Source organism: Streptomyces sp. NPDC004838, assembly GCF_053600955.1.
The window spans coordinates 53195-79414 of record NZ_JBSGAW010000013.1; the positions used below are offsets into that span (position 1 = coordinate 53195).

Below are 26220 nucleotides of genomic sequence, written 5' to 3' on the forward strand. Positions count from 1 at the left end.
GGCGGCCACAATGGGCGGGTGAGTACGACCAGCGCCACCCCAGGCATCCCCTCGCCCGACCAAGCGCCACGGCTGCGCGAGTCCTTTCTCGCCGGCGACTTCACCGCCGACGGGCTCCTCGACCTGCTCGGCGCCTCCGCGTACGCGGCCCTGGCCCGCAGCGAGACCGTGCCCGCCCTGCGTGCCACGCGCGGAGACGGCGTTCTCGACACGCTGGTGCGGCTGTTCCTGCTCCAGCAGCCGGTCGCGTACGGGAGAGCCGGCGCCGCCCTGCCGCTGGACGCGGCCCTCGCCGACGGCTGGGTGGTGCGGGACGGCGACTCGGTCCGCGCCACCGTGGATGTGCGGCCCTATGGGGGGCCCGAGGGTCAGGACTGGTTCATCGTCTCCGACCTCGGCTTCGCCGTCGGCGGCGCGTCGGGCGCGGGCGGCCAGGACGAAGCGGTCGTCCTCGGCGTCGGCGGCGCCTCCACCACCCTCGCCGGTATCACCGTCCGCTCGCCGGTGGCCTCCGCGCTCGACCTCGGCAGCGGCTCGGGAATCCAGGCGCTGCACGCGGCACAGCACGCGACCCGCGTCACGGCCACCGACCTGAATCCGCGCGCCCTCGGCTTCACCCGTCTCACCCTCGCGCTCTCCGACGCCCCGGAGCCCGATCTGCGGGAGGGCTCCCTCTTCGAGCCGGCCGGCCAGGACACGTACGACCTGATCGTGTCGAATCCGCCGTTCGTGATCTCTCCGGGCGCCCGCCTGACGTACCGGGACGGCGGAATGGGCGGGGACGACCTGTGCCGCTCACTCGTCCAGCAGGCCGGAGACCGGCTGAACCACGGGGGATACGCCCACTTCCTCGCCAACTGGCAGCAGGTCGAGGGGGAGGAGTGGCAGGACCGGCTCCGCTCCTGGGTGCCGCGCGGCTGCGACGCCTGGATCGTGCGGCGCGAGGTGCAGGACGTCACGCAGTACGCGGAGCTGTGGCTGCGCGACAGCGGCGACCACCGCGGCGACCCCCGGGAGTACGCGGCGCGGTACGAGGCATGGCTGGACGAGTTCGAGGCGCGTAAGACCAAGGCGGTCGGCTTCGGCTGGATCACCCTGCGGAAGTCGGATTCCGAGCGGCCCTCGATCGTCACGGAGGAGTGGCCGCACCCGGTGGAGCAGCCGCTCGGCGAGAGCGTACGGGCGCACTTCGCCCGTCAGGACTATCTGCGGACGCACGACGACGCGGCCCTGCTCGCCGACCACTTCACCCTCGCCGCCGAGGTCGTGCAGGAGCAGGTCGGGCTGCCGGGGGCTGAGCACCCCGAGCATGTCGTGCTCCGGCAGAACCGGGGGATGCGGCGGGCGACGAAGGTCGACACGGTCGGCGCGGGGTTCGCCGGGGCGTGTGACGGGACGCTGAGCGCGGGCCGCATCCTGGACGCGATCGCCCAGCTCATCGACGAGGACCCGGTCCTGCTCCGGGACCGCACCCCGCAGGCGCTCCGGCTCCTGGTGGGGGAGGGCTTCCTGGAGCCGGTGCGGTAGGGCGGGGCATGGACGAGGCGCTCGGGCGGGCGGCGGGGGTGGTGCGCCCGTGCGGGGCGTGCGTGCGGGCGCCGGGTGCGGCTCCTTGCCGGGGCTCCACCCCGGACTCCGCGCCTCGAACGTTGGTGGGGCCGGATGTGCGGGGCTGGGTGGCACACGGGGGTGGTCGGCGGGGCTGGATTCGCGGGCGGACCTCGCTCCTCCTGTGCTGGAGCCGGTGGGGTGCCCGTCGGTCGGAGGGCAGCGGTTCGAGCCCTGCCATGGGGTGAAATCGGCCAATGTTCGGTTTACGTGCCTTATGCAGCCCGAGGCAGTCCGTCCGGGCTGCCGGGTCGGCCCCTCGTCCTATGCGGTCGGCCTATGCGGTCGGCCTGGCTCTCGCCGTAATGGCTCACCGCGTCATGGCTCGCTCGTCCCGGTGCTTCCCGGTGCTTTCCGGTGCTTCGCGGGTTCCCCGTCGGCCCGCTGCCCCGGTCCCGCCGCTCAGCGCTTTGCGCGTCCCGGCCGAGTCCCCTGCCCGCTCGCCGTGGCCCCTTGCCGTGCCCGCGCCCTCCGGCCCCTTGCCGTGACGCGTACCGCCCCTGCCCGCTCGCCGGGCCCGATCCGCTCCGCGTGGGTGAACCCACGCGGCGTTCACCCGGAATTCGTGTCTCCGATGCTCGGATCTGTCAGCCTCGGCCTCCGGGGAGAACCCCGTATCGCCTCGGCGTCGACGAAGGTCAGAGAAGGACGGGTGCGGCTGTGGAGAGCGGGCCAGCGATCTTCGCCGGAGTGGCGTTCGCACTGTTCGGAGCCGGGCTGCTGCTGTGGACGGGAGTGCGCGTGATGCACCGCGCACCGGTCGCCCAGGGAGTGAGTCCCGCCACGGCCATCACCCTCACCGCGTTCGCCGGAGTGGCCTTCCTCGCACTCGGCGTGTGGTGCTTCGGCCGCATCTGAGCGGGGTTCTCGGGCATCGTCGTGCCGGTCCGGGCGGCAGGAATGCCCGGACTCGGGTTACCGTTCGAGTGGCCGTTGCGGGCTTTTGCCGTTTGACACGGGGGCGGGTTGTACCGTCACACTCCGCAGCGGCAGCACCACCACGCAGAAGCACCACACGGAATCTGCGGCACCACGGCAGCGTTCACAGCAGTGAGCGCGACCCGCGCCGTACCCCCGTGTCTGCCCACCGAGCGTCGACCGGAGAGAAGAGCGAAGTTGTCCCCGACCAGCGAGACCGCACAGGGCGGCCGCCGACTCGTGATCGTCGAGTCGCCTGCCAAGGCGAAGACGATCAAGGGGTACCTCGGCCCCGGCTATGTCGTCGAGGCGAGCGTCGGGCACATCCGCGACCTGCCCAACGGCGCCGCCGAGGTCCCCGAGAAGTACACCGGTGAGGTCCGCCGCCTCGGTGTCGACGTCGAGCGTGACTTCCAGCCCGTCTATGTCGTCAACGCCGACAAGAAGGCCCAGGTCAAGAAGCTCAAAGAGCAGCTGGCCGCCTCCGACGAGCTCTACCTCGCCACCGATGAGGACCGTGAGGGCGAGGCCATCGCCTGGCATCTGCTCGAAGTCCTCAAGCCCAAGGTCCCCGTCCACCGGATGGTCTTCCACGAGATCACCAAGGACGCGATCCGCGACGCCGTCGCCAACCCGCGCGAGCTGAACAAGCGCATGGTCGACGCCCAGGAGACCCGCCGGATCCTCGACCGTCTCTACGGTTATGAGGTCTCGCCGGTCCTGTGGAAGAAGGTCATGCCCCGGCTCTCCGCGGGCCGGGTCCAGTCCGTCGCGACCCGGCTCGTCGTCGAGCGGGAGCGCGAGCGCATCGCGTTCCGCTCCGCCGAGTACTGGGATCTGACCGGCACGTTCTCCACCGGCCGCGCCGGAGACCCGTCCGACCCCCCGTCGCTGAGGGCCCGCCTCAACACGGTCGACGGACAGCGCGTCGCCCAGGGCCGCGACTTCGGCTCCGACGGCCTGCTCAAGTCCGGCCAGGTGCTGCACCTGAACGAGGCGAACGCCCGTGCCCTGGCCGCCGCGCTGGAGCACGCCTCGTTCGGCGTCCGCTCGGTCGAGTCCAAGCCGTACCGCCGCTCGCCGTACGCCCCGTTCCGTACGACGACGCTCCAGCAGGAGGCGTCCCGCAAGCTGGGCTTCGGGGCCAAGGCCACCATGCAGATCGCGCAGAAGCTGTACGAGAACGGCTTCATCACCTATATGCGTACGGACTCCACGACGCTCTCCGACACCGCGGTGTCGGCGGCCCGTGCGCAGGTCACGCAGTTGTACGGGTCGGACTACCTGCCCGACAAGCCGCGGGTGTACGCGGGCAAGGTCAAGAACGCGCAGGAGGCGCACGAGGCGATCCGGCCCTCGGGTGATCGTTTCCGCACCCCCGGCGAGACGGGTCTCAGCGGCGACCAGCTCAGGCTGTACGAGCTGATCTGGAAGCGGACCGTCGCCTCCCAGATGAAGGACGCGGTCGGCAACTCGGTCACGGTGAAGATCGCCGGCACGGCGTCGGACGGCCGGGACGTGGAGTTCACCGCGTCCGGCAAGACGATCACGTTCCACGGCTTCATGAAGGCGTACGTGGAGGGGGCCGACGACCCGAACGCGGAGCTGGACGACCGCGAGCGCCGGCTGCCGCAGGTCGCCGAGGGCGACGCGCTCGCCGCCGAGGAGATCGCGGTGGACGGCCACGCCACCAAGCCGCCCGCCCGCTACACCGAAGCCTCGCTGGTCAAGGAGCTGGAAGAGCGCGAGATCGGCCGCCCTTCCACATACGCCTCGATCATCGGCACCATCCTCGACCGCGGTTATGTGTTCAAGAAGGGGACGGCGCTGGTGCCGTCGTTCCTGAGCTTCGCCGTGGTCAATCTGCTGGAGACGCACTTCGGCAGGCTCGTCGACTACGACTTCACCGCCAAGATGGAGGACGACCTCGACTGCATCGCGCGGGGCGAGGCACAGGCGGTGCCGTGGCTGAAGCGCTTCTACTTCGGCGCGGGCGACGACAGCGGAACCACGGCTTCCGGGTCCTCCGGCGCTTCCGGAGGAAATGACGGCGGCGACCACCTCAGCGGTCTCAAGGCCCTGGTGACCGACCTGGGCGCGATCGACGCCCGTGAGATCTCCAGCTTCCCCGTCGGGGAGGGGATCGTGCTGCGCGTCGGCCGGTACGGCCCGTACATCGAGCGCGGCGAGAAGGACACGGACGGCCATCAGCGCGCCGATGTGCCCGACGACCTCGCGCCCGACGAGCTGACCGTCGAGTACGCGGAGGAACTGCTGGCCAAGCCGAGCGGGGACTTCGCGCTGGGCACGGACCCGGTGTCGGGGAACGAGATCGTCGCGAAGGACGGGCGGTACGGCCCGTATGTCACCGAGATCCTGCCCGAGGGCACCCCGAAGACCGGCAAGAACGCGGTCAAACCGCGTACGGCCTCCCTCTTCAAGTCGATGTCGCTGGACACCGTCACCCTGGACGACGCGCTCAAGCTGATGTCCTTGCCCAGGATCGTCGGCACCGACGCCGAGGGCGTGGAGATCACCGCGCAGAACGGCCGGTACGGCCCGTATCTGAAGAAGGGCACGGACTCACGCTCTCTGGAGACCGAGGACCAGCTCTTCGGCATCACGCTGGAGCAGGCGCTCGCGATCTACGCGCAGCCCAAGCAGCGTGGGCGTGCCGCGGCCAAGCCGCCGCTGAAGGAGCTGGGGACCGACCCGGTGAGCGAGCGGCCGGTGGTCGTCAAGGACGGCCGATTCGGTCCGTATGTCACCGACGGCGAGACGAACGCGACTCTGCGGACCGGCGACAGCGTGGAGGAGATCACTCCGGAGCGCGGGTACGAGCTGCTCGCCGAGAAGCGGGCGAAGACACCGGCCAAGAAGACAGCCAAGAAGACGGTGAAGAAGACGGCGGCGAAGAAGGCTCCGGCCAAGAAGGCCGCGCCCGCCAAGAAGGCCGCTCCGGCGAAGAAGACGGCCGCGAAGACGACGGCCGCGAAGAAGGCCGTGGCCAAGAAGGCTGTGGCGAAGAAGACCGCGGCCGGGAAGACGGCGACTGTCGGCGACGAGTAGGTCGACGGAACCCCCGTCGCCGAACGTTACCTGCGAGTACATGCGGTTGCGCCGGGCGCACTACGGGCGCTCTGTGGAGAGGGCAGGGAGCCTCTGTGCAGAGCGTCCGTATGTTCGGACGGCCCTTCGGGGAGTCCGGCGCTCCGGATAGGCTGGGCGGATGACGCGAGCCGAGCAGCCAGCCGAGCAGCAGGGGGTCGTGAGCACCGCCTCAGAGACTGCCTCGGACTCCGGCGCATCTGCACCCCCTGCCTCACGCGCCTCACATGACCCTCATGACGATCTGGTCGCGGAGTCCCGTGAGCGCGCCCTGCGCGCCCTGTTGCGCTTCCCGCCGCTGAAGCGGCTGTGGAACGCGCAGGTGGTGGGAGGCATCGGAGACGCCCTCGCCGTGTTCGTGCTGCTGCTGCTGACCTTGCAGGCGGCGGTGACCGAGGGAACCTTCGGGGACGGCTACCGGGGAGCGGCCTTCGCCGTGGCCGCCGTGCTCGGGGCCAGGGTTCTCGCCACCCTGCTCTTCGGGGCCGTGCTCCTCGGCCCGCTGATCTCGCTGACCTCGCCCAAGGGGCCGCTCGACCGCCGCTGGACCATGATCGGGGCCGACGGGCTACGGCTCGTACTGCTCATCGTGGCACCGCTGTGGATCGACTGGACGCCCGGCAACGCGCCCTTGATCCTGCTGATCACGGTGTTCGTCACCGGAGCCGCGGAACGTTTCTGGACCGTCTCCCGCGATGGCGCCGCGCCCGCGCTGCTGCCCGCCCCGCCGCCGGAGGGCACGTCCGTACGCCCCCTGCCGGACCATCTGGACGCGCTGCGCCGCCTCTGGCTGCGCACCTCCTTCGCGGTGATCCCCCTCGGGGCCGTCGTCCTGCTCGTCTCCGCGCTCCTCGGCGAACTGCTCGGCAAGGGCGTCGACTGGTTCTCGCTGCACCAGGCGGCCCTCGGGTCGTACATCGCGGCCGGTCTCTTCGCGGCCTCCATCTCGGTGCTGTACTTCATCGAACTGCCGAACTCGCCGACCCCGAGGCCGCGCTCGCCGCTCGAAGGACTGCGGAGGCCCTCCGTGGGCGCTCCTGTCGGCACGGACCAGGGCGGTGCCCCGGAGCGCGGCACGGACCAGGCCCGCCCGGGCAAGGGTGGCGCTCCGGGTAAGAACCGCGGTCCGGACAAGGGGCGTGATTCCGGCAAGAAGCGCACATCCGACAAGGGCCGTACGGGTGCCGTGCCCCTGCTCGTCATCGGCTGCGCGGCGGTCGCGGGCGCGATCTCGTCGGCCGTCGCCGTCTCCGTACTGCACGCCATCGACCTCGGAGGCGGACCCGCCGCTTTCGCTCTGCTCGTCATCGCGCTGACCGGCGGTACGGCACTCGGCATCCGTGGCGCCGCGTCCGTCCTGCCGGCGCTGTCCCGCAGGCGGCTGCTGGCGCTCGCCCTCGCGTTCACCGGGGTCGCGCTGCTCGCGATGGGGCTCGTGCCGGACACGGCGACCGTGCTGTTCATCGCGCTCGTCGCCGGTGTCTCCGCGGGCGTCGCCGCGAGCACCGGGCATGTACTCATCGACCAGGAGACGGAGGAGTTCCGGCGTGGCCGGATGACCGACCACCTCCAGGCGACCGTACGTCTCACCATCGGCCTCGGCGCGATCGCCGCGCCACTGCTCGCCGCGGCGATCGGGCCGCACCGTCTGGCCAGCGGTGACTTCGTCTTCGCCCACGGCGGGGCGGCGTTCACCCTGATGCTGGTGGGCGCGCTGCTGCTGCCCGTCGCCGCGGTCGTCCTCGCGAAGACGGACGACCGGTCGGGCGTGCCGCTGAGGCGCGACCTCGGCGACGCCCTGCGCGGTGGCGCCGATCCGGCGCAGGCTCCCGCGCCGACCGGGTTCTTCATCGCCATAGAGGGCGGCGACGGTTCCGGGAAGTCCACCCAGGTCGAGGCGCTCGCCGAGTGGATCCGGGCCAAGGGCCACGAGGTCGTCGTCACCCGTGAGCCGGGTGCGACGCCCGTCGGAAAGCGGCTGAGGTCGATCCTGCTCGATGTCTCGTCCGCCGGGCTGTCCAACCGCGCCGAGGCGCTGCTGTACGCCGCCGACCGCGCCGAGCACGTCAGTTCGGTCGTCCTGCCCGCCCTGGAGCGCGGTGCGATCGTCATCTCCGACCGGTACATCGACTCGTCCGTCGCCTACCAGGGCGCCGGGCGCGATCTGGCCCCGACGGAGATCGCCCGTATCTCGCGGTGGGCCACGGGTGGACTCGTACCGCATCTGACGGTGCTGCTGGACGTCGCGCCGGAGACCGCGCGCGAACGCTTCACGGAGGCGCCGGACCGGCTGGAGTCCGAGCCCGCGGAATTCCACCGGCGGGTGCGCGCGGGCTATCTGACCCTGGCGGCCGGCGATCCGGGCCGGTATCTGGTCGTGGACGCGGGCCAGGAGCCCGAGGCCGTCACCACCGTCGTACGCCACCGGCTCGACCAGTTGCTCCCGCTCTCCGCCGCCGAGGTGAAGGCGCAGGAGGAAGCCCGGCGCAAGGCCGAGGAGGAGGCGCGGCGCAAGGCGGAGGAAGAGGCGGCGCGCAAGGCGGAGGAGGAGCGCCTTGAGCGTGAGCGCGAGGCGCAGCTCGCGAAGCTCCGCGCCGAGGAGGAGGCCCGTCGCAAGGCCGAGGAGGAGGCCGCGCGCCAGCGGGAGGCCGAGCGGCAGGCGGAGGAAGCCCGTCAGCGCGCCGAGGAGGCGCGCCGGCTCGCGGAGGAGGAGCGCCGCAAGCGGGAGGCGGAGGAGAAGGCGCACAGGGAGGAACAGGAGCGCCTGCGGAAGCTCGCCGAGGAGCAGGCCCGACTGCGCGCCGAGGCGGAGGAACGCCGCTTGGAGAAGCAGCGCAAGGCGGAGGAGGCGCTGCTGAAGGCGGAGGAGGCGCGCCGGGCTGAGGCGGCCGCGGCTGCTGCTGCCGCTGCGGCGGAGGCTGCTGCTTCGGCCTCGGACGCGGTTTCCGCCGACGAAGAGACGGTCGTGACGCCTGTCGTGCGCCCGGACGAGGTGACTCAGGAGGTTCCGAAGGTCTCGCCGCCGCCGCAGCCGTCCCAGCAGCCGCGGTCGCCCGGGTCGTCTCAGCAGAAGCGCCCGCCGTCGCAGACGCCGTCGTCGCAGTCGCCGTCGTCGGACGTGGCCGAGACGGCGGTTCTGCCACAGGTCCCGGAGGACGCCGACAAGCCGGCGAACCCCACGGGCTCGGCGAATCCAGCCACGGCGGAGACGGCAGTCCTGCCACCGGTCCGTGACGAGTCTCCGGCGGACAGGGTCCCGCCGGGCATCTTCCGTGAGGAGCGGACGGGAGCCTCGGGCGCTTCAGGTCCCTTGGGCGCTTCAGGTCCTGTCGGCTCCGGTGGCCCTGCCGGTGCTTCGGGCTCCGCTGGGTCGTCTCGTTCCGACGGCTCCCCCGGTCTCGTCGGCCCGAACGACCGTACGCGGGAACTCCCGCAGGTGGACCCGAGCACAGGTCGCCCCCGCCGCCGCTCGGACTGGGCGGAGGAGACCCCGCTGGACGACCTCCCGACTCTGGCGGACGAACTGCTGGGCCCGCACGACGAGGACGACGAGGGGCGCAGGAGAAGGCGCTGAGACCGTAGGAACGGACCTGGGGTACGGGTCCGGGCGCGCACGGACCCGTACCCGTCCGGACCCGGACCCGTCTCGGGAAGACCGTCCGCCGCCACGAGGCGAGAAGCCGGCCTCGCGACGCGATGAGGCCGTCGCCCGCTCGCCCCCGCGGGGTCGGGAACCTCCGTTGTCACACCCCTGCCCCACAATGGGACTCCAGCACAGAAGCCAGAGGCACCAGAGGCAGGTGACGGCGTATGGCCGTATGGGACGACCTCGTCGGGCAGGAGCGCGTCCAGGCGCAGCTCGCTGCCGCCGCCCGGGACGCGGACGCCCTCGTCACCGCGGTTGAGCAGGGGGAGGACCTCCCGGACGCCTCCAAGATGACGCACGCCTGGCTCTTCACCGGCCCGCCGGGCTCCGGGCGCTCCACCGCCGCCCGCGCCTTCGCCGCCGCGCTGCAGTGCGTCAGCCCCGACAGAGCCCTCGGCGGCGCGCCGGGCTGCGGATTCTGCGACGGCTGCCATACCGCGCTCGTGGGGACGCACGCCGATGTGCAGGTCGTCCGTACCGACCTGCTCTCCATCGGCGTCAAGGAGACCCGCGACCTCGTCCGCCGCGCCCAGCTGTCCCCGGCGGTCGGACGCTGGCAGGTGATCATCCTGGAGGACGCCGACCGTCTCACGGAGGGCGCGGGCAACGTCATCCTGAAGGCCGTCGAGGAGCCCGCGCCCCGCACCGTATGGCTCCTGTGCGCCCCGTCGCTGGAGGACGTGCTGCCGACGATCCGTTCGCGCTGCCGTCATCTCACGCTGCGTACGCCGTCCGTCGCGGCGGTCGCCGACGTACTGATCCGGAGGGACGGCATCGAGCCCGACGTGGCCGCGGCAGCGGCCCGGGCCACACAGGGCCACATCGGCAGAGCCCGCCGGCTGGCGACCGACGAGCGGGCCCGCGCGCGGCGGGCGGCCGTGCTGAAGCTGCCGCTGCGGGTCGACGACATCGGCGGCTGCCTCAAGGCCGCGCAGGAGCTGATCGACGCCGCGGCCGACGACGCCAGACAGGGCGCCGAGGAGATCGACGCGAAGGAGACGGATGACCTGAAGGCGGCGCTCGGCGCGTCGCAGGGCGGCCGGATGCCGCGAGGGACGGCCGGGGCGATGAAGGAGCTGGAGGACAGGCAGAAGCGTCGCAGGACGCGCACCCAGCGCGACAGCCTGGACTTGGCGCTCAGCGATCTGACCGGGTTCTACCGCGATGTGCTCGCCCTCCAGCTGGGCAGCGAGGTCGCGCTCGCCAACGGCGACGTACGGGACTCGCTCGACCGCATCGCCCGCGCCTCGACCCCCGAGGGAACCCTGCGCCGGATAGAGGCTGTGGTCGCCTGCAGAGGCGCCCTGGAGGCGAATGTCGCTCCGCTGCTGGCGGTCGAGGCGATGACGGTGGCCCTGCGCGCGGGGTGACTCCTTCGTGATCGACCGTGTACGGATGGGCGTTCTTCCGTGCCGTCGCCTACGCTCCGGGAATGGACCCAAGGCGCCTGCTCCGAAGCTCCGCCCTCGCACTGGCCGCGACCGCCGTGCTGATCTCAGGCTGCACCGGCGCGGGGTCGCCGCCCAGCGCCGCCGCGTCCTCGTCGGGCGGTTCGGGCGCCGGGGCCACAACGGCGCCGACGGCCGGGCTGAAGCCGTACTACGCGCAGAAGTTGTCGTGGCGGGACTGCGGTGCGCCCGGTTTCCAGTGCTCCACGCTGAAGGCCCCGCTCGACTACGACAAGCCGGGCGGCGACTCCGTTCAGCTCGCCGTCGCCCGCAAGAAGGCCACCGGCCCCGGTAAGCGCCTCGGGTCGCTCCAGGTCAACCCCGGCGGCCCCGGAGGTTCGGCCGTCGGCTACCTCCAGGCGTACGCGGGCATCGGTTATCCGGCCCCGGTCCGCGCCCGCTACGACATGGTCGCGATGGACCCGCGCGGTGTCGCCCGCAGCGAGCCCGTCGAATGTCTCGGCGGGAAGGAGATGGACGCGTACACGCAGATCGACCAGACCCCCGACGACGCCGCCGAGACGACCCGTCTCACGACCGCGCTCAAGGACTTCGCGGCGGGCTGCCAGAAGCGTTCGGGCAAGGTCCTGCCGCATGTCTCGACCGTCGACGCGGCCCGTGACATGGACATCCTGCGCGCGGTGCTGGGCGACGAGAAGCTGTCGTATGTGGGCGCTTCGTACGGCACGTTCCTGGGCGCGACCTACGCCGAACTCTTCCCTAGCCGCACCGGCCGCCTCGTACTCGACGGCGCGCTGGACCCCTCCCTCCCGGCCCGGGAGCTGAATCGCGACCAGACGGAGGGGTTCGAGACGGCGTTCAAGGCGTTCGCGGCGGACTGCGTCAAGCAGCGGGACTGTCCCCTCGGCACCGCCACCACGGCGGATGCCTCCGACCGACTCAAGACCTTCTTCGCCGAACTGGACGCGAAACCCGTCCCCACCGGCAGCCGTCCGCTGGGCGAATCCCTGGCCACCACCGGAGTCCTCACCGCGATGTACGACGAGGGCGCCTGGCCCGGGCTCCGCACCGCCCTGACGAGCGCCATGAACGGCGACGGCGCCCCACTCCTCGCTCTGGCCGACAGCTACTACGAGCGCGAGAGCGACGGCACGTACTCCAATCTGATGATGGCCAACGCGGCCGTGAACTGCCTGGACGCGCCCCCCGCTTTCACCGGCCCGGACGCCGTGCGATCCGCGCTTGCCGAGTTCGAGCAGGTGTCACCGGTCTTCGGCCGGAACTTCGCCTGGGCCGCCCTCAACTGCGCCTACTGGCCCACCCCGGCCACCGGTACCCCCCACCGCATCGAGGCCAACGGCACACCCCCCATCCTCGTGGTCGGCACCACCCGCGACCCCGCGACCCCCTACAAGTGGTCCCAGTCGCTGGCCGGCCAGCTCTCCTCCGGCCGCCTGCTGACCTACGAGGGCGACGGCCACACGGCGTACGGCCGGGGCAGCGACTGCGTCGACACCGCGATCAACACCTTCCTCCTCGACGGCACCCCTCCACCGAACGGCAAACGCTGCCGCTGACCCCCCTCCCCACCCCTCGCGCGCGCCATCCCGCACCCGGACGGCTCAGGGTGCGGGATGGTCCGGGGCACCCGGATCAACCCTGTAGACTTGGCGCCGCTGCTGATGCGAACGTGTTCTCGGGAGGACGCGTATATCCGCAGCTCGCCGCCTTAGCTCAGTTGGCCAGAGCAACGCACTCGTAATGCGTAGGTCTCGGGTTCGAATCCCGAAGGCGGCTCATCCGGAGCCCAGCTCAGACCGTGTCTGAGCTGGGCTTCTTCGTTCAGCGGATGCGTCGTCGGCGTCGGGCGCGGGCTGTGCGGGTGTCGGTGGTCTCGGTTCTGGTCTCAGGTGGCGGTTCGGGGCGGGGCATGAAGGTGACTCCCATGCGGCGCATGGCGTCCCTGGTGAGGGTGGAGCGTCCTTTGACTTACCGCCGTGTCTGGCTGATCTGGGTGTGCCGCAGGAATGGCGAAGATCAGGCATCGTGCGGTGGCCCATAGGACGGACCGAAGTGGGACCACCAGGCGGGCCCCTACCTACAGCAACCCGCACCGCGGGATGGAGCTCGCGGACCAGCTCGTCAAGCGCGTGAAGGTTCACGACGTCGGCCTGTTCGTGACGATCTCGACGTGCAAGACCGACCAGAGCGGCAAGGACACCGGCCGTTTCATCCAGGGCCGGACAATAGCCACCAGTGTGACAACGCCAGGTCGTGCCGCCGAGGCTCCGGCGTTGGGTCCGCTGACCCTGGCCGGTCTGGGCGACGGCGAAGTTCCAGGTCGCTGACCTGTGGCTTCGTGCACGCAATGGAGGCTGACCTCAAGCCCGGATCTCGATGGTGAGGCGGGCCCGGGTGCCCTGGGCGAGCCAGCGATGGACGACCTGCTCGTTGACGGTCACCACCTGCTGGGTTGCCCCTTGGGCGGTCTCCCGGTCGGGATAGGAGGCGGTACGGGTCAGCACGGGGACATCCTCTCAAATGACCTGGTCAGGAACTACGTCCGCAGGGGATCGAGATCAGCAGCCGGGTCACAGGCCGTTGAAGTTCCAGAACAGGCCGACCTCGGTGTCCGAGACGACGACGAGACCGCAATCCTCAGTGAAGACGCTCATCGGGCTGTATCCCAGGCTCTCCAGAGTGAAGTCGAGTGTGCCGGGCGCGCTGCCCGCCATCGCCCTCAAGTCGTCCGCATACTCGTCGAAGTACCCGAGGTTGGACAGGGTGCAGCCGCCCCCGGTGAGGGCCAGGAGCAGATCCTCGGCACTGTCCCGGTCGATCTTCTTGAGACGGGGCGCGACGTACTCCGGGGGGTGGATGGCGAAGGGCCACATGGGGTTCCCCAGGCGCTCGGGGTCCTCCTCCGCGTCGTCGACGCGGGCCCAGCCCCAGGGGTCCGGCATGGCCCGGGCCATCAGCGCGAGGACATCGAGCATCCAGTCCTCGTGGCGGCGCGGGCCGGTGGCGATGTACGCGAACGCGTCCCTGTACAGGTGGCGTACCGCGGCTTTCCAGGAGGTCTGGTCGACGGACATATGGTGCTGGCTTTTGCTCGGTGGACGCTAGGACTTGGAGGGCATCGACGTCATGACGGTGAACGGCGGGTTCGGCTGCTGTCGTACCGGATCCGCGTGTCGATGCCGGTGCTGTCGTACGCCTTGGCGTTCATGCCGCCCTGCTTGTCCCCGGAGAGCGGGTCGTTCGGGTCCATCGGCTGCTTGCTCACGCTGCGGCCGCTGGTCTCGCCGTTCGGCGCGGTCGAATGGGAGCCTTTGACGTCTCCCTCTCCCGGCGGCGGCGGGCCCTTGAGCCACGCCTCGATGGCGGCCCGGTTCTTGTTGAGGTTGTACTTGGTCAGGTCCTCCGCCCGCTGGTAGTCAGGGAAGGCCGAAGTGCTGCTCGGGTACGGCTTGCCGTACGGCCAGGCATGGTTCGGCCCGTTCGTCTGCTGGTCACGCAGGCGCTGCGCGAGCTGTTCGTCCGTCTTGCCGACGTGCTTGTCCAGGCCGTCGGCCGCCAGCGTGTCAGCGGCGTACGCCTCCAGCGGCCACGTTGGGCGTGCGCGCGGTGAACACCCAGATGCCGTGCGACTGCGTTGCCCCCATTACCCGACCCTTGGTCAGTAGCCACGGACTGTCCTTCTGGAACGGTGCGAAGTTGTCGTTGGAGACGATGACTCCGCCCACTTCCTCGGCGATGCTGATGACGAGTGCGTCTCCTCGTCCCTCTGTGCCCGCCGGAGGCTGTACGACGTGGCCGTCCGCGATGGCCTCTTCGACGAGGGGGCGTTCCTCCGCGCTGACTTGGTGTCTCAGAGAGGCATCCACGACGACGTGGATGTCGCGCTGTGGATGCTTGAAGCGCAGTGCTGTCACGGCGGCCTGGAGTGCCGTGAAGCTCGGCTGTCCGCCCTTGTGCCGCGGTGGCCTTCCGTTCCATGCCAGGTTGGATCCGTCCACGACGAGCGGTTCGGTGGGACCGCCCGACCGAGGGAGGCGAGAGGACGGCTGCTGAGGGTGTGTCGGTTTCGGTGTGGGGCGTGTGGCTGGGGCGAGGGCGAGAAGCCGCTCGAGTTCCTTCTTCACTTCCGGCTCCACGGCTCCGTCGCCAAACACCTTGATCTCGCCGTTGAGGACGGGCTCGCCGGTTCGCTGCAAGGTTGCCTTGACCGACAGCAGTCCTTCCTTGCTGTAGGTGAACTCGAGGTCGAAGACGCCCTCATTCCTGTCCTTGCAAGGCTCGGGGTAGCGCAGTTCAAGTTCGGTCAGTTTGACGTTGTCCGGGTGGTCGACCGGTCGATCGGGGGTTCCTTCCCATACCTCCACCGTCAGTTTGGAGACGTTGTCCTTGTTCGGCTCATAGGCCTTCACACGCTGCTGTGGGAGCCGGAGATTGCGCGGGATCAGGGTGCTGAACTGCCTCTTGCCATCCCGTCCCGTGGTGACCGTTCCAAGCGCGTGCGTGTTGACGACGCGGATGATGCTGGTCAGTTCGCCCGCCATGGCGGCCGCGCAGATGGCCGCACCCTCGGCGACGACGGTCATGGGGTCGAACGCGTCGACGGAAACCAGCTCTCGGTCGAGAGCCTCGGCGACGGCGGCGCGGACGGCCGGAATCTGGCTGCTGCCTCCGATCATCAATACGGCGGCCAGGTCCTCCGGCTCGATGCGGGCCTGCGCAAGGCACTTTTCCACGGGTTCCAGCGCGCGAGTGATGAGGTCCTGGATCTCGTACGAGAATTCGTGCTGGCCGATCTCGATCGGTATGCCGTCCGGAGTGATCACGTTGACGGACTCCTGCTGGGAGAGCAGGATCTTGCTGCGTTCGATGTCGAGCCGGAACTGACGTTTCTCCGAATCGGTCCAGGGTCGCTGGGCGGGTGCCCGGTCTAGGACCATGCGCCGCAGCCGTTCGTCGATCTCTAGGCCGCCGAGCCGGTTGACACCGCGGCTGGCCTTCTCGTCAAAGAAGCCGTCGTCGTGGAGAAGGAGGGTGGCGTCCATGGTGCCGCCGCCCCAGTCGAAGACCAGGAACTCACCCTCTTTTTCCAGGTAGTGAGCGTAGGCGATTGCCGCTGAGGTGGGCTCGTTGAGCAGGGTGCGCACGGTGATTCCGGCGGCACGCGCCGCTTCCCGTGTGCGGAACCGGGCTGCGCCGGTGGCGTTGGCGGGTACGGTGATGACTGCTTCGTCGATGTCCGTAGCCGCCTCGTCCTGTGCGGCGAGAACCATCGAACGGAAGACAGCTGCTGCGGCAGTGGTGGCGGCGAAGCGTTCGCCTCCGATGGTGACGAGGGGTTCCTCGCGCAGCATGCGCTTGCACGCCTCGACGGCGCGCTCGGAGCGGAGCTTGGCCTCCCAGCCGAACAACGTGCTGGCGCGCAGGGAGCTGGTTCCAACCACCGATGGGTACAGGCGCTCGAAGCCCGGGCGTCTCCAGTTGGCGTCCAGGCCCTGGCTGCCGATTTCGAGGACCTCCGCGAACTCGCCGCCATTCCACTGTGCGGCGACCGAGTTCGTGGTTCCGAAGTCGATCCCGGTGGCCGTCATGCTTCTTCTCCCGTGTGGTTCTGTGCACGATCCGCGGCGATCCGGCGGAGTTGCCCGGCCAGGATGACCTTGCCAGTGAGGTCGTCGACGTAGGCGGGGCTGAGAAGTTCGAACGCCTCGCCGACGCCTTCGGTGACGACGAACGCGTCTGCGTTCGCGGGTGTTTCGAGCCGGTGGATGCCAAGTGCGCTCAGATGGTCCGCCATGGCGGTGCGTACGGCTGGCCCAATACGGTCCGGCTGTGTCCACAGCACGGCATCGATCTCGGCGAGTCGGCCGACGAAAGTGGCGCGAGTGCGGAACTCCTCTAGTACGGCCTTCCGTACGGCGGCGGTGAACTGGGCGGGCAAGAGCGGACTGTCATCGTGACGCATACCGAGCGCGGCTGGGAGGCGCTCGACGATTCCCTTGACCAGGGTTGGGGCGTCCACCGGTTCACGCGCAGGTGCTGACGTGGCATCGGCTGTTGCTGAGCGTTCGTCGCCGTCCGTAGCACGGGCGGCGGCTGCGCGTGTTGCCCCTTGACGTGAACGCAGGCCGGTGGGCCTGTGCGTCTTGGCGCGCTTCTGCGCCCCGGGCTGGATACCACCGCATGCCGGGCAGATTCGGCCGGGACGATCGGCTTTCACCACCTTTTTTCTGGTTTTGGCCTTCTTCGGCGACGCCCTCTTGCCAGGCGGCCGGCCTTGGGAGTCGGATGATCGCGCTGGTTGCATTCCGGGAGACATGGCAGACGGTTACCTATGGGGATGAGGAGGGGCAGGGGAGAGGCATCAGGCCCGTTGGCCGTGGTGGCGGTCGAGGCGTGGGGGAGTGGTCCGCAGGTCGTCGAGAAGTTCGACGGCGGCGCGCGCCCGGATCTGCTCCAACTGCTCGCCGCTGAGGGAGGGAGTGCGGCGGGCCAGTCCTTTGACGGGCGGCACGAGCGTCGTGGGAACCGTGTCCGGCATCAAATACCGCTCCGGCTCCAGAGGGATGCGGAAGAACACCGAGAAGCCTGCGTCACCGCCCTGCGCCGCGCGGATTCGCCCCTCGGCTTCGTTGATCCATGCCTGCAGTGCTTGATCGCCCTCTGCCTGGCGGAATAGTTCTCTGCAGTACTTCTCCCAGCGGAACGAGGCGTGGTCCAGGCCGAGTTCAATGAACGGATTGGTCGCCCGATCACGCCGGTTCTTCGGCGTGGCCTTCCAGGAACGCACCAGCGCGACGTTGGGTGCGGCCTGCTCTCCGAGGCCGGCGGCAGCCCGTGCGTGGGTATCCGCGGTGTCGAGGTTGCCCTCTACCGCGGCGACGTAGGCCCGTATGGTGAGCGCCTCCTGGCGGATTCCCGCGTCGGCCCGCCTGCCGGTCGCGCCCTTCTCGAACCGCTCTGTCTGCTTGGCCGCTTGCTCCAGTCGGCCCGCCTTGAGCAGGTCGTATGCCCGGTTGAGCGCCACCAGGGCGTGAAGGGGGCTGAGCTGAGGATTCACGCTCTGCTGTGGCTGCCAGAGGGTGGCCATCAGCAGCCACAGTCCGTTGTCCACGACGGTCTCACGAGGCCACTCGCCGTTGACAGCGCCGGACCTGATGTCCCGGAGCTGGATCTGCTGAGTGCGGGGTAAGAGAGCGTCCAGTTCGTTGATGCGCGTAATGTTCCCGTCCGCGACGACGTCATACAACAGGTCCCACACGTCTGCGGGCTCCAGCCGTTCGAGACGCGCGCCGTTCAGGAAAGCCTCGCGTCGAAGGTAGTCGGCCCACTCCAACGTGATCGCTTCCTCGGACGAGATCGTTTCCGGCGCGAGGCGTGCGCGCAGATACAGGGCCTCGTCCTCGTCCCGCCGTTCCCAGGGAGTGTCCTCGGGCAGTAGTCCACCGTGGTCGACGAGATCGTCGAGGGCGGACATCGGTGCCCAGAGCAGAATCTCTGGCAGGTGGCGTGTGGGCACGGGCACGGCGCCTTGCGTAGCTGCAGCGGCGAAAAGAGAGAAGGCCGGTCCGCCGGACACGCCTCGCGACCTGCCGCTGACGAGCAGGAGACTCGGCGCGCTGGAACAGATCACCCGGGAGCGCTCCGCGCCGGCGGCTGTCAGCCAGGGAATCCCGACCTCCCACATACTCCGTATCTGCGCGAGAACCTCCTGGGGAGTCATGCGCTCCAGAGCGGCCCGCACAGCTGGCAGCAGCGCCTCGCGATCGAGGGTGCCGGCCGCAGCCGCCCGCAGAACGGCCCGCGGCTCCTCGGCGAGACCGTCGGCGCGGAAGAGTTCGTCGAGGATGCCGTGGATGGCGGTGACGGCGTCGTCGCCGTCCACTCCCAGCCAGCCCCACTTCCGGCGGAGGAAGCCACTGACAGCCGTGCGGCCTCGGGACTCGCGCCGTTCACGGTCGCGCGCCAGACGGTCCCTTTCTACGGCGATCGCGGCGCGTCTGCGCGCCACGGGGTCCTCAAGCTCGAACTCCTCGTACACCCCGGCAGAGTAACCGTGAGCACTGACATCAGCCACAAGTCCGCCAGTTTCCCCAACAGTTCGGTATTTTGCGGGGCGCATGTATCAGGCGGCCTGCTGCGGAAGAGAGGGACGTGTGTACACCGGGCTGACGCCTCCTCCTGGCGCTCTGTGAGCGATGGTGAGTGCGTCTGGCGACTCGTGGGGTGGTGTAGGGGCCGTGACGCCGGGGAGGAAGCGATCGAAAGCGACGTACGGGCATTTCCAGGTCCGGGGCAGAAGCGCAGCTGGTCGCTGGGGTGAGGTGCTGCAAGGGCAGGGTCCACGGAGGAACTGCCCGGACCGCGCGGCCGGCGCTGCTGCCGATCGGAAGCTGCGGAGATTGTGCACGCTGCGGGGGCCCATCTCGCGGTACGCTCCGATGGTTGTCCTGACCCCCGTGAAGCTGTACAGGCACACGGATACGCACTGCTGGTCCGACCGTTCTTACCCGTCCAACGGGCAGCGGGCTACTCGTCTTCGGGCAGGGGGGCTCCCGCCGCCCGCAACTGCTCGCGGACGCCCCAGCCGTAGGTATCAGCCAGGTCCTCGCCCGCATAGTTCAGCACTTCTTCGCCGTCGTATGCGCCCTCGCATGCGGCGAGTCCGTCAAGCACGCCCAGAGCGATCTGGCGGGCCGCACCGGTAAGCCCGAGGCCCAGGCGGCGTGTGATGTCGTGCTGGTACGGCTCGAGGGCTTCTCCCACCATGCTGCCCGCCGCCTCGTGCACGTCGACGTATCCGAATCCCGGCTGGTATCCGGTACGAAGGGCGCCGATCTCCAGTCCCCGGAGGGCGTCTTCGACCGTGACCGCGGTCTCCCGCCGCAGTTCTTCCGCGTCCACCCGCCGCCCACGGCCGTGCCGTGCCGAGCCGGGGCTGTCGAGAAGGGCGACCGCCAGGCGCCCCACGTCCGCCTGCAGCCCAGGCTGCTCGGCGAGCAGGGACTCGAGTACCCGCCCCTTCTCGGCCACGGTCAACTGACCGTACGCGTCCTGCGGATCGACCGTGTCTGCGTCCCGCGCGGGAGCCGGCGCCCAGCGGAAACCGGAGGCGATGGCGTCGAGGGCGAGTGCCACCGCGTGCGGGCAGAGCGTGGTGGCCCTGGCATCCGTGCAGCGGCATTCGCCGGTCAGGCGGTGGTTGACCACGCCTACCCAGACGTCGTATTTTCCCTCGTTCGTGGTCACCGAGCCGCTCGTGCCGCCGTCGTCGGCCACGCTGTCGGAGACCGTGTCCGCGTCCCGCAGCCGCTCCCCGGCGCGGAAGAAATCGCTCGTTGTGGACGCCTTCACGACTGGCTCGTTCACTACTGCTGCCATGTCCGCCATTCAACAACACCGACATCGCGCGACGCTATCGTGCCCGGTGCCCAGAGCATGACGATGCGAAGTGTGTCGGTGGAAGTCCCGGGGTCGGAGCCGACCGCGTTCCGCCGCTGCGATTCCGGTGGACGCCTCGCGGGCCCTGCGGCTCGTTCTGCTACGGCTGCGTGCGCGAGCACGGCAACAGTTCCTACTACCCGCCCCTGGACCGGAGCTTGGCCGTGCGACTGTCGGACCTGCTCACCGGCGCCGGTTTTGGCCTTGCCGTAGACGACGAATACGCGCTCAATCGCGCCCAGGAGTCCACCGGCAGCTTCTCGCACTGGATGCCGTGTGTCATCGACGGTCTCCCCGTCCTGACTGAGAAGAAGCATGAGGACGTCGCTGTCATGGGTGAGTTCGAGGGCCTGAGCACGTTGTCGAGCTGAGGAACTCGGCCGGCAAGTGGCTGCGATGGCGGTACTACCGTCGCGGCCGACGCTCCGGCGTCGGCCGCCGACCTCCGGCCCGCCGCTGGACCCTGCCGCCGCGAATGTGACCAGAGCCGGCGGCCTGGGAGGCTTGCGCGCTTGATCTGGACGACGCCGGGCACACAGTAGTGCTGCGCGAGAACCCGAACTCCCGCGGTGCCGGTCCTCGCTGCCACGGCGAGGATGATGACCCTCTGCCGCGATGGCGAGATGACGCTCCTTTCAATAAGTGTTCTTCTGTGCGCCGGTAGGTTGGCGGGATGTCTGATGGAATTGGATGGATTGGCGAGTACGCCTATAAGGCCCCGTCCGGGCATGGTCCGGGGATGCTCGGAAGGATCTCGCTGACGGCGGCTCGTGGTGTGGAGCCGGAGGAGTTCCTGGTCCGTCTCGGTGCGGACCGCGAGCAGCTCCTGTGCCAGGACTTGTTCAAGGATCGGTTGGAGCTGGCCCTGTCCCCCGGTTCGGGGCATGCCAGTTGGGCGATGTACGGCGTCTGCGGGGACTGGGTGTACGTGCTGGAGAACGATTTCGCCGCCACCTGGTTCTTCGGCTACCGGGGCGTTCCGGAGATGGCGCCCCTCGTCGGCGAGGAGATCATCTGCCTCACGCTGAACCGCCATGACGCGCCCCCTCTGATCCTCCATGCTCCCGGGGACGACGGGCGGACGTGGGAGGCCGAGTTCCGCGACGGCGCGGACTGGTCGCCGGAGCTGGACGCCGCGCTGCGGGCGGCGGGGGCGGTGTTCCCGTCCCCGTACGACGGAGTGTCCACCGCGGAGGAGGCGGAGCTGTACTTCGAGGAGCATGCGCACGAGATCCCGGCACGTGTGTTCACCGGCGTCGGCCGCTACAGCGGCCTCACGATCGACCGCGTCACGGTGGAGGCCGGACTGCTCCCGCTGGCCCTCCTCCCCATGCCGGTGACCTGACCCGGTGGCCGGTGGGGGACGCCACCCGTCCGTTCCACCCAAGCCAAGCGAGTGTCGACATCGCCCACCACGTTCATGGACGTCCACGGTCTTTGAGCAGCTGATGGATCTCATCCTCGAAGTCACAAGCGGCTTCCGCCCTCCAGCCGGCGTGTGAGAACACCTCCAGCATCGAGGCGACGGCGGAGACGATCGAGGGTGGGGCGGCTCCGCTGAGAGCTTCGCACTCAAGAACCGTCGGCCAGTCGAGGAAGGCGGGTGCATCTCCGCGGAGACTGCCTTCATAGTCGTTGTGCGCCACATAGGCCAATATCTCTCCATACCGCAGCAGGCCGTCACTCGTCCTGGACGCGCCACTCCTTTCCAGGACCCCTGTGACGTCTTCACGGTCTGCGCGGTTCACGTAGATCGAACAGTCGGAATAAGCATTCAGGGGTTTGTCCGAGCTGAATGAATGGTCCATTGTCAAAGGCTCCTCCCATCTGGATCACGGATGCGTCGACAGACCCCACAGTGTCACCGAGGATCGCTTCGATGTCTGTTCGGGGAGGACTCGGTTTCGGTCGTGTGTCACCGGTAGTTGTTTTTGCCTTTTCCATGGCGTGTGCCGGGCTGGGGGCGGTGGGGGAGCCGGTCAGGGGGAGTTCTGGTGTCCCGTGCGGGAGCGGCGCGTGGACGGGGCTGGGCTGGGGTGGTGGGGATGGGCGGCGCATCGGGGCGTGTTCGCGGTGTCCGGGAGCAGTTGTGCGGCGGGAAATTTCCACTCGGGCTTATGACGCAGCTCACAGAGCGGCACAATGTTGCTGTCTGCGTGAGCACTTGGCTACGCAAGGGGATCAACAGGGGGGCGGGTGGCCATGTCGCCGACCGGCGGTGAGGACGGGGCGGTGTACGCGCGGGCGAGTGATCTGCACCGCCGGGGACGGCCGGAGGAAGCGTTACCTCTGTTGGAGGAGCTCCTGCGGCAAGAGCCCGACCATGTCGCCGCGCGCTACGCGTACGGGATCTGCCTGACCGACACAGGCAGGCACGGCGAAGCGCGAGTGCAGTTCCGACGCATCCTGGACGGTGATCCGCGGCACTACGAGGCCGCGTACCGCCTCGGTCGGCTCCTCCAGGCCGACGCCGATCCGCAGGGGGCGGCGGAGGCGTACCGCAAAGTCCTCGACGCCGCCCAGCGAGTCCTGGGAGTCGCGGAGTTCCGCGACACGGCGATCCGGCTGAGGGCCTGTCAGGAAGCTGACGGCGCCATCGCTCCCGTGCCTCCGGCTGCCGCCGCGGTTCAGCCTGTCGTCGGCAGGCCCATCACTCCGGGTCCGCCGACTCTGAGGGCCCAGTCCGACACCCACCGTGCCGCCGACCGGGGTGCGCCGAAGTTCGAGGTCAGACTCAAGGCACGGCACTTGCTGTCCATGCTTGCCAAGCGCTTCCTGATCGCCGCCGTACTGACGCTGGCCGTGCCGCTGGTCGCCACACACGTCGGCCTCCTGGGGGAGGCCGTGCTCATGGTGGTTCCCGCGTTCGTGGCGTGGATCTTCTTTCTCTCCTCCCTCGTCCTCCTGCTGGTGAGGCCACGGACCGACGGCGCGGACTTCTACGAGTACGGAGTCGACGTGAAGTCCGGCTTCATCCGGCGCAAGGTCCAGTTCGTCTGGTACTACCAGATCGTCGAATCACCCAGCTATGTACGGACGTTCGGCACCTACTTCACCCATACGGCCTCGCTCGGCCTGCGCTACAACGAGTCGGGGGCCTACTCCACGGCATACGTGGAGCTGCCCGGCATCGGCTCTCCGGAGCAGGTCAGGGAGATCGGCCGGTACGTCGAATCGCGGATCTTCCCCGAGCGTTACGACGTCCGGAGGTTCGTGACCTGATCCGAACGAGAGGCCCTACGCCATCGTCTCGGGTGGGGCGACAGCGGCGAAGCTCTCGAAGCCGCCCGCTCCGGCGTCACCGTCCGGGGCGGCGGCGCCGTCCGCACCGGCATCCGCGAGCGGTGCGTCGGGCAGCCCTCCGTCGAAGTCGAACGCGATCGCTCCGAAATCCGCCCCGGGGAGATGGTGCCCGGCCTGCGCGCTGTCGCCGGACGCGGAGGGCTGCTGGGCCGATTCTTCGGTCTTGCCCGGCTGAGCCGTGGAGGGGGCGGAGTCCGTCTTCTCGGCCGAGATGACAGGGACCCACGTCCCGCCCACCGGCACGAAATCCTCCGGTCCCTGCCCCGCGTCTCCGCTCCCGTCGGTAACGGCGGCGTCGGGACCAGCGGGCACGGCGGCACCGGGACCAGCCGGAGCCGGGACCGTGCTTGCGTCGCCTTGCGAGGCATCGCTCTCTTCCGCCTCTTCCGCCGCCGGATCCGTGCCGTCCGCGTTGTCGGAAGCGGCTCCCTGGGAGGCGTGGTGTGAAGCGGGGGATGGCGGCTTCGAGGGGGGTCCTCCTGCCGTGCCGGCGTGTCCCCCGTCGTGTGGGGGCTGCTGGGAGTCGTGTGGCGCTCCCTGGACCATCGGAGCCTTGGCCGGTACGGCATACGGGTGCGCCGCCCCTGAAGCATTCGTCTCCGTGGCGGCGTCGCCGTGCGGGTGCGCCGTCTCCTTGCCCGGCACCGCATGCGGCGTCTTCTCCGGCCATTGCGTCGCGGATTCCTGCATCATCTTGATCGTCGGCCCTTTGGGGTGCGCGGGAGCCGTCGGCGGAGCGCCGGGCGCCGGGGTTTTCGTGCCGGCGTCCGCCCCGGGCGCACCCGCGTCCTGGGGCTGCGGGAGGGGTTGCCGCGCCGCACCGCTCACGCCCTCGCCGGGGCCGGCGTCCGGGTGGGAAGGCGGAGAGTGATCGCCGGGCGCGCCGCCACCGCCTTGCGGGGTCGGGCCGTTGTGAAACGTGGCGGCGTTGACATCCCAGACGGAGCCCGTACCGGCCCCGGCATGCGGGTGGCCCACGCCGTCTCCGTCACCCCTGCCCGAACCATGTCCGGGCGGTGTGGATCCCGTGCCCTGGCTCGGTGCGTTACCGGTCCCCTCCGCTCCTCGCGGCCGGGGGCCGAAGAACGGGCCGCGACGGCCTCCCGACCCGCCTCGCCTGAGCCCTGGGAGCCGCCAGCGCCCCGACGGCCCCGCGCCACCGGAACCGCCCCGTCGCCGTCCGGACGACCCCGAGCCCCGGTTGCCGTCCTGCGGCCCTCCGCCCATCGACCCCACCCCCGGTGATACGCCTCTCTGACTGCTCATCCCAATTGTCGTAAGCGCGAACCGAGTTGTCACCACGGCGCACAGCGCACACCGCGACCCGCGAGGAGCACGCCCGGAGCGACCCGGCTGTCCGGCGGAGGCGCTGAAGGACGGCAGGGCCGTGGTGTCGGGTTCTGCCGGCGGCTCGGCCGGATCACCCCCGTCACATCGCTCCCGTCACTACGGCAGCACGGTCCACCACGTGCTCCCCGCCCAGGTTCTGGGCGCGGTCCCGGATGGCCGACAGGGGATCACCGCAATGGGTCCGCACGACGTGCCGTCGAGCGAGCGTCGGTCTCAGGGTGGTGTCTGACACGCGGTTTTTCCCGTTCCGTACCTCCCTCAGGAGGAACCCCATGAGCGCACCTTCACCGGCCGTCGCGACCTCGCGGGACAGCGGCCCTGCCGAGGACCAGTCACCGATCCACATTCTGTGGATCAACGCCGGGCTCAGCTGCGACGGCGACTCGGTCGCGCTGACCGCCGCGACCCAGCCGAGCATCGAGGAGATCGCCCTCAGCGCCCTTCCGGGCCTGCCGAAGATCGCCGTGCACTGGCCCCTGATCGATTTCGAGAGCGGGCCGGTGCAGGGCGCGGACGTGTTCATCGAGTGGTTCTTCAAGGGGGAGCGAGGGGAGATCGACCCGTTCGTTCTGGTGATCGAGGGTTCCGTCCCCAACGAGGCGATCAAGGCCGAGGGCTACTGGTGCGGCTTCGGCGACGACCCCGAGACCGGTCAGCCGATCACCACCAGCGAGTGGATCGACCGGCTCGCGCCCAAGGCCCTCGCCGTCGTCGCGATCGGCACCTGTGCCACGTACGGCGGCATCCACGCGATGGCGGGCAACCCCACGGGCGCGATGGGAGTGCCCGACTACCTGGGGTGGGACTGGAAGTCCAAGGCCGGCATCCCGATCGTCTGTGTGCCGGGGTGTCCGATCCAGCCGGACAACTTCTCGGAGACCCTGGTGTATCTGCTCCACCAGGCGGCCGGCGCCGCCCCGATGATCCCCCTCGACGAGCATCTGCGTCCGGCGTGGCTGTTCGGCGCCACCGTGCACGAGGGCTGCGACCGGGCCGGGTACTACGAGCAGGGGCAGTTCGCGTCCACGTACGACTCGCCCAAGTGCCTGGTCAAGCTGGGCTGCTGGGGTCCGGTCGTCAAGTGCAACGTGCCCAAGCGCGGCTGGATGAACGGCATCGGCGGCTGTCCGAACGTCGGCGGGATCTGCATCGCCTGCACGATGCCCGGCTTCCCCGACAAGTTCATGCCGTTCATGGACGAGCCTCCGGGCGGCAAGGTGTCCAGCACGCTCAGCGAGGTGTACGGCTCGGTCATCCGCAGGCTGCGTCTGGTGACCGAGCACACCGCGGACCGGGAGCCGAAGTGGCGGCGGCGCGGGGAGGCGCTGACCACCGGCTACCGGCCGCCCTGGTGACCCGGTACCGGCCGCCGCCGTGGCGGCCGGATACCGCCCGACCTCTCAGCAGAATCCCCCTCCC

19 protein-coding genes, 1 tRNA gene and 3 pseudogenes are annotated in these 26220 nt (G+C 69.8%); 12 read left to right on the forward strand and 11 right to left on the reverse strand.

Translation table 11 applies throughout. The features are described 5' to 3' along the window. The first annotated feature begins 18 nt into the window (after positions 1–18). The 7 genes from ACWEFL_RS16910 (at position 19) to ACWEFL_RS16940 (ending at position 12486) form a co-directional block, all read left to right on the forward strand. A complete protein-coding gene (locus ACWEFL_RS16910; protein WP_451712741.1) occupies positions 19–1527 on the forward strand; it encodes a DUF7059 domain-containing protein in 1509 nt (502 codons plus the stop codon). Positions 1528–2268: 741 nt separating this feature from the next. Continuing rightward, entirely contained in the window at positions 2269–2466 is a 198-nt protein-coding gene (locus ACWEFL_RS16915; RefSeq protein ID WP_451712744.1) for a hypothetical protein, read from the forward strand. Between the two features lie 258 nt (positions 2467–2724). After that, complete coding sequence (topA, locus tag ACWEFL_RS16920) at positions 2725–5595, forward strand: type I DNA topoisomerase (RefSeq protein ID WP_451712746.1); 2871 nt, start codon at positions 2725–2727, stop codon at positions 5593–5595. Positions 5596–5755: 160 nt separating this feature from the next. Continuing rightward, the gene (tmk, locus tag ACWEFL_RS16925; protein WP_451712749.1) at positions 5756–9208 is read left to right on the forward strand and encodes a dTMP kinase; all 3453 of its coding nucleotides are present in this window, start codon (positions 5756–5758) and stop codon (positions 9206–9208) included. Between the two features lie 236 nt (positions 9209–9444). After that, entirely contained in the window at positions 9445–10650 is a 1206-nt protein-coding gene (locus tag ACWEFL_RS16930; RefSeq protein ID WP_451712751.1) for a DNA polymerase III subunit delta', read from the forward strand. A gap of 62 nt (positions 10651–10712) precedes the next feature. Beyond that, a complete protein-coding gene (locus ACWEFL_RS16935; RefSeq protein WP_451712753.1) occupies positions 10713–12266 on the forward strand; it encodes an alpha/beta hydrolase in 1554 nt (517 codons plus the stop codon). 146 nt (positions 12267–12412) lie between these two features. After that, positions 12413–12486: transfer RNA gene (locus tag ACWEFL_RS16940), tRNA-Thr, on the forward strand. A gap of 45 nt (positions 12487–12531) precedes the next feature. Here the strand turns inward: ACWEFL_RS16940 and ACWEFL_RS16945 are convergent. Further along, positions 12532–12714, reverse strand: a pseudogene (locus tag ACWEFL_RS16945) (tyrosine-type recombinase/integrase); the annotation flags it as partial. Between the two features lie 95 nt (positions 12715–12809). On the opposite strand from ACWEFL_RS16945, the gene ACWEFL_RS16950 reads away from it, so the two are divergent. Next, positions 12810–13037 carry a hypothetical protein gene (locus tag ACWEFL_RS16950; protein WP_451712755.1) on the forward strand — a complete coding sequence of 76 codons (228 nt, stop codon included), beginning with the start codon at positions 12810–12812 and terminating at the stop codon, positions 13035–13037. Positions 13038–13082: 45 nt separating this feature from the next. On the opposite strand, the pseudogene ACWEFL_RS16955 reads toward ACWEFL_RS16950, so the two are convergent. From ACWEFL_RS16955 to ACWEFL_RS16990, 8 genes and pseudogenes are all read right to left on the reverse strand, one after another. Next, positions 13083–13214, reverse strand: a pseudogene (locus tag ACWEFL_RS16955) (RNase A-like domain-containing protein); the annotation flags it as partial. Between the two features lie 66 nt (positions 13215–13280). After that, the gene (locus tag ACWEFL_RS16960) at positions 13281–13784 is read right to left on the reverse strand and encodes a hypothetical protein (protein WP_451712758.1); all 504 of its coding nucleotides are present in this window, start codon (positions 13782–13784) and stop codon (positions 13281–13283) included. Positions 13785–13834: 50 nt separating this feature from the next. Next, the gene (locus ACWEFL_RS16965) at positions 13835–13975 is read right to left on the reverse strand and encodes a hypothetical protein (protein ID WP_451712760.1); all 141 of its coding nucleotides are present in this window, start codon (positions 13973–13975) and stop codon (positions 13835–13837) included. Then, positions 13976–14293, reverse strand: a pseudogene (locus ACWEFL_RS16970) (RNase A-like domain-containing protein); the annotation flags it as partial. Further along, positions 14274–16298 carry an Hsp70 family protein gene (locus tag ACWEFL_RS16975; protein ID WP_451712763.1) on the reverse strand — a complete coding sequence of 675 codons (2025 nt, stop codon included), beginning with the start codon at positions 16296–16298 and terminating at the stop codon, positions 14274–14276. The pseudogene ACWEFL_RS16970 and the gene ACWEFL_RS16975, both read right to left, overlap by 20 nt. Beyond that, the gene (locus tag ACWEFL_RS16980) at positions 16295–16729 is read right to left on the reverse strand and encodes a hypothetical protein (RefSeq protein WP_451712765.1); all 435 of its coding nucleotides are present in this window, start codon (positions 16727–16729) and stop codon (positions 16295–16297) included. Before ACWEFL_RS16980 ends, ACWEFL_RS16975 begins: the two co-directional genes overlap by 4 nt. A gap of 342 nt (positions 16730–17071) precedes the next feature. Continuing rightward, positions 17072–18748 (reverse strand): hypothetical protein, encoded by a 1677-nt coding sequence (locus ACWEFL_RS16985; protein WP_451712767.1) that lies wholly within the window; start codon positions 18746–18748, stop codon positions 17072–17074. Positions 18749–19236: 488 nt separating this feature from the next. Then, complete coding sequence (locus ACWEFL_RS16990; RefSeq protein WP_451712769.1) at positions 19237–20088, reverse strand: hypothetical protein; 852 nt, start codon at positions 20086–20088, stop codon at positions 19237–19239. A gap of 170 nt (positions 20089–20258) precedes the next feature. Between ACWEFL_RS16990 and ACWEFL_RS16995 the strand changes: the two genes are divergently transcribed. Both ACWEFL_RS16995 and ACWEFL_RS17000 read left to right on the forward strand, forming a co-directional pair. Then, on the forward strand, positions 20259–20519 hold the full coding sequence (locus ACWEFL_RS16995) for a hypothetical protein (protein ID WP_451712772.1): 261 nt from the start codon (positions 20259–20261) through the stop codon (positions 20517–20519). Between the two features lie 368 nt (positions 20520–20887). Next, positions 20888–21493 (forward strand): hypothetical protein, encoded by a 606-nt coding sequence (locus ACWEFL_RS17000; RefSeq protein ID WP_451712775.1) that lies wholly within the window; start codon positions 20888–20890, stop codon positions 21491–21493. 73 nt (positions 21494–21566) lie between these two features. Here ACWEFL_RS17000 and ACWEFL_RS17005 read toward each other — a convergent pair whose 3' ends face one another. Continuing rightward, entirely contained in the window at positions 21567–21956 is a 390-nt protein-coding gene (locus ACWEFL_RS17005; RefSeq protein ID WP_451712777.1) for a hypothetical protein, read from the reverse strand. 394 nt (positions 21957–22350) lie between these two features. Between ACWEFL_RS17005 and ACWEFL_RS17010 the strand changes: the two genes are divergently transcribed. Then, positions 22351–23370 (forward strand): tetratricopeptide repeat protein, encoded by a 1020-nt coding sequence (locus ACWEFL_RS17010; RefSeq protein ID WP_451713029.1) that lies wholly within the window; start codon positions 22351–22353, stop codon positions 23368–23370. 15 nt (positions 23371–23385) lie between these two features. Here ACWEFL_RS17010 and ACWEFL_RS17015 read toward each other — a convergent pair whose 3' ends face one another. Then, entirely contained in the window at positions 23386–23688 is a 303-nt protein-coding gene (locus ACWEFL_RS17015) for a hypothetical protein (protein WP_451712780.1), read from the reverse strand. A 1385-nt stretch (positions 23689–25073) separates the two neighbouring features. Between ACWEFL_RS17015 and ACWEFL_RS17020 the strand changes: the two genes are divergently transcribed. Continuing rightward, positions 25074–26156, forward strand: a complete 1083-nt coding sequence (locus tag ACWEFL_RS17020) for an NADH-quinone oxidoreductase subunit B family protein (protein WP_451712783.1) — start codon at positions 25074–25076, stop codon at positions 26154–26156. Positions 26157–26220: the final 64 nt, after the last annotated feature.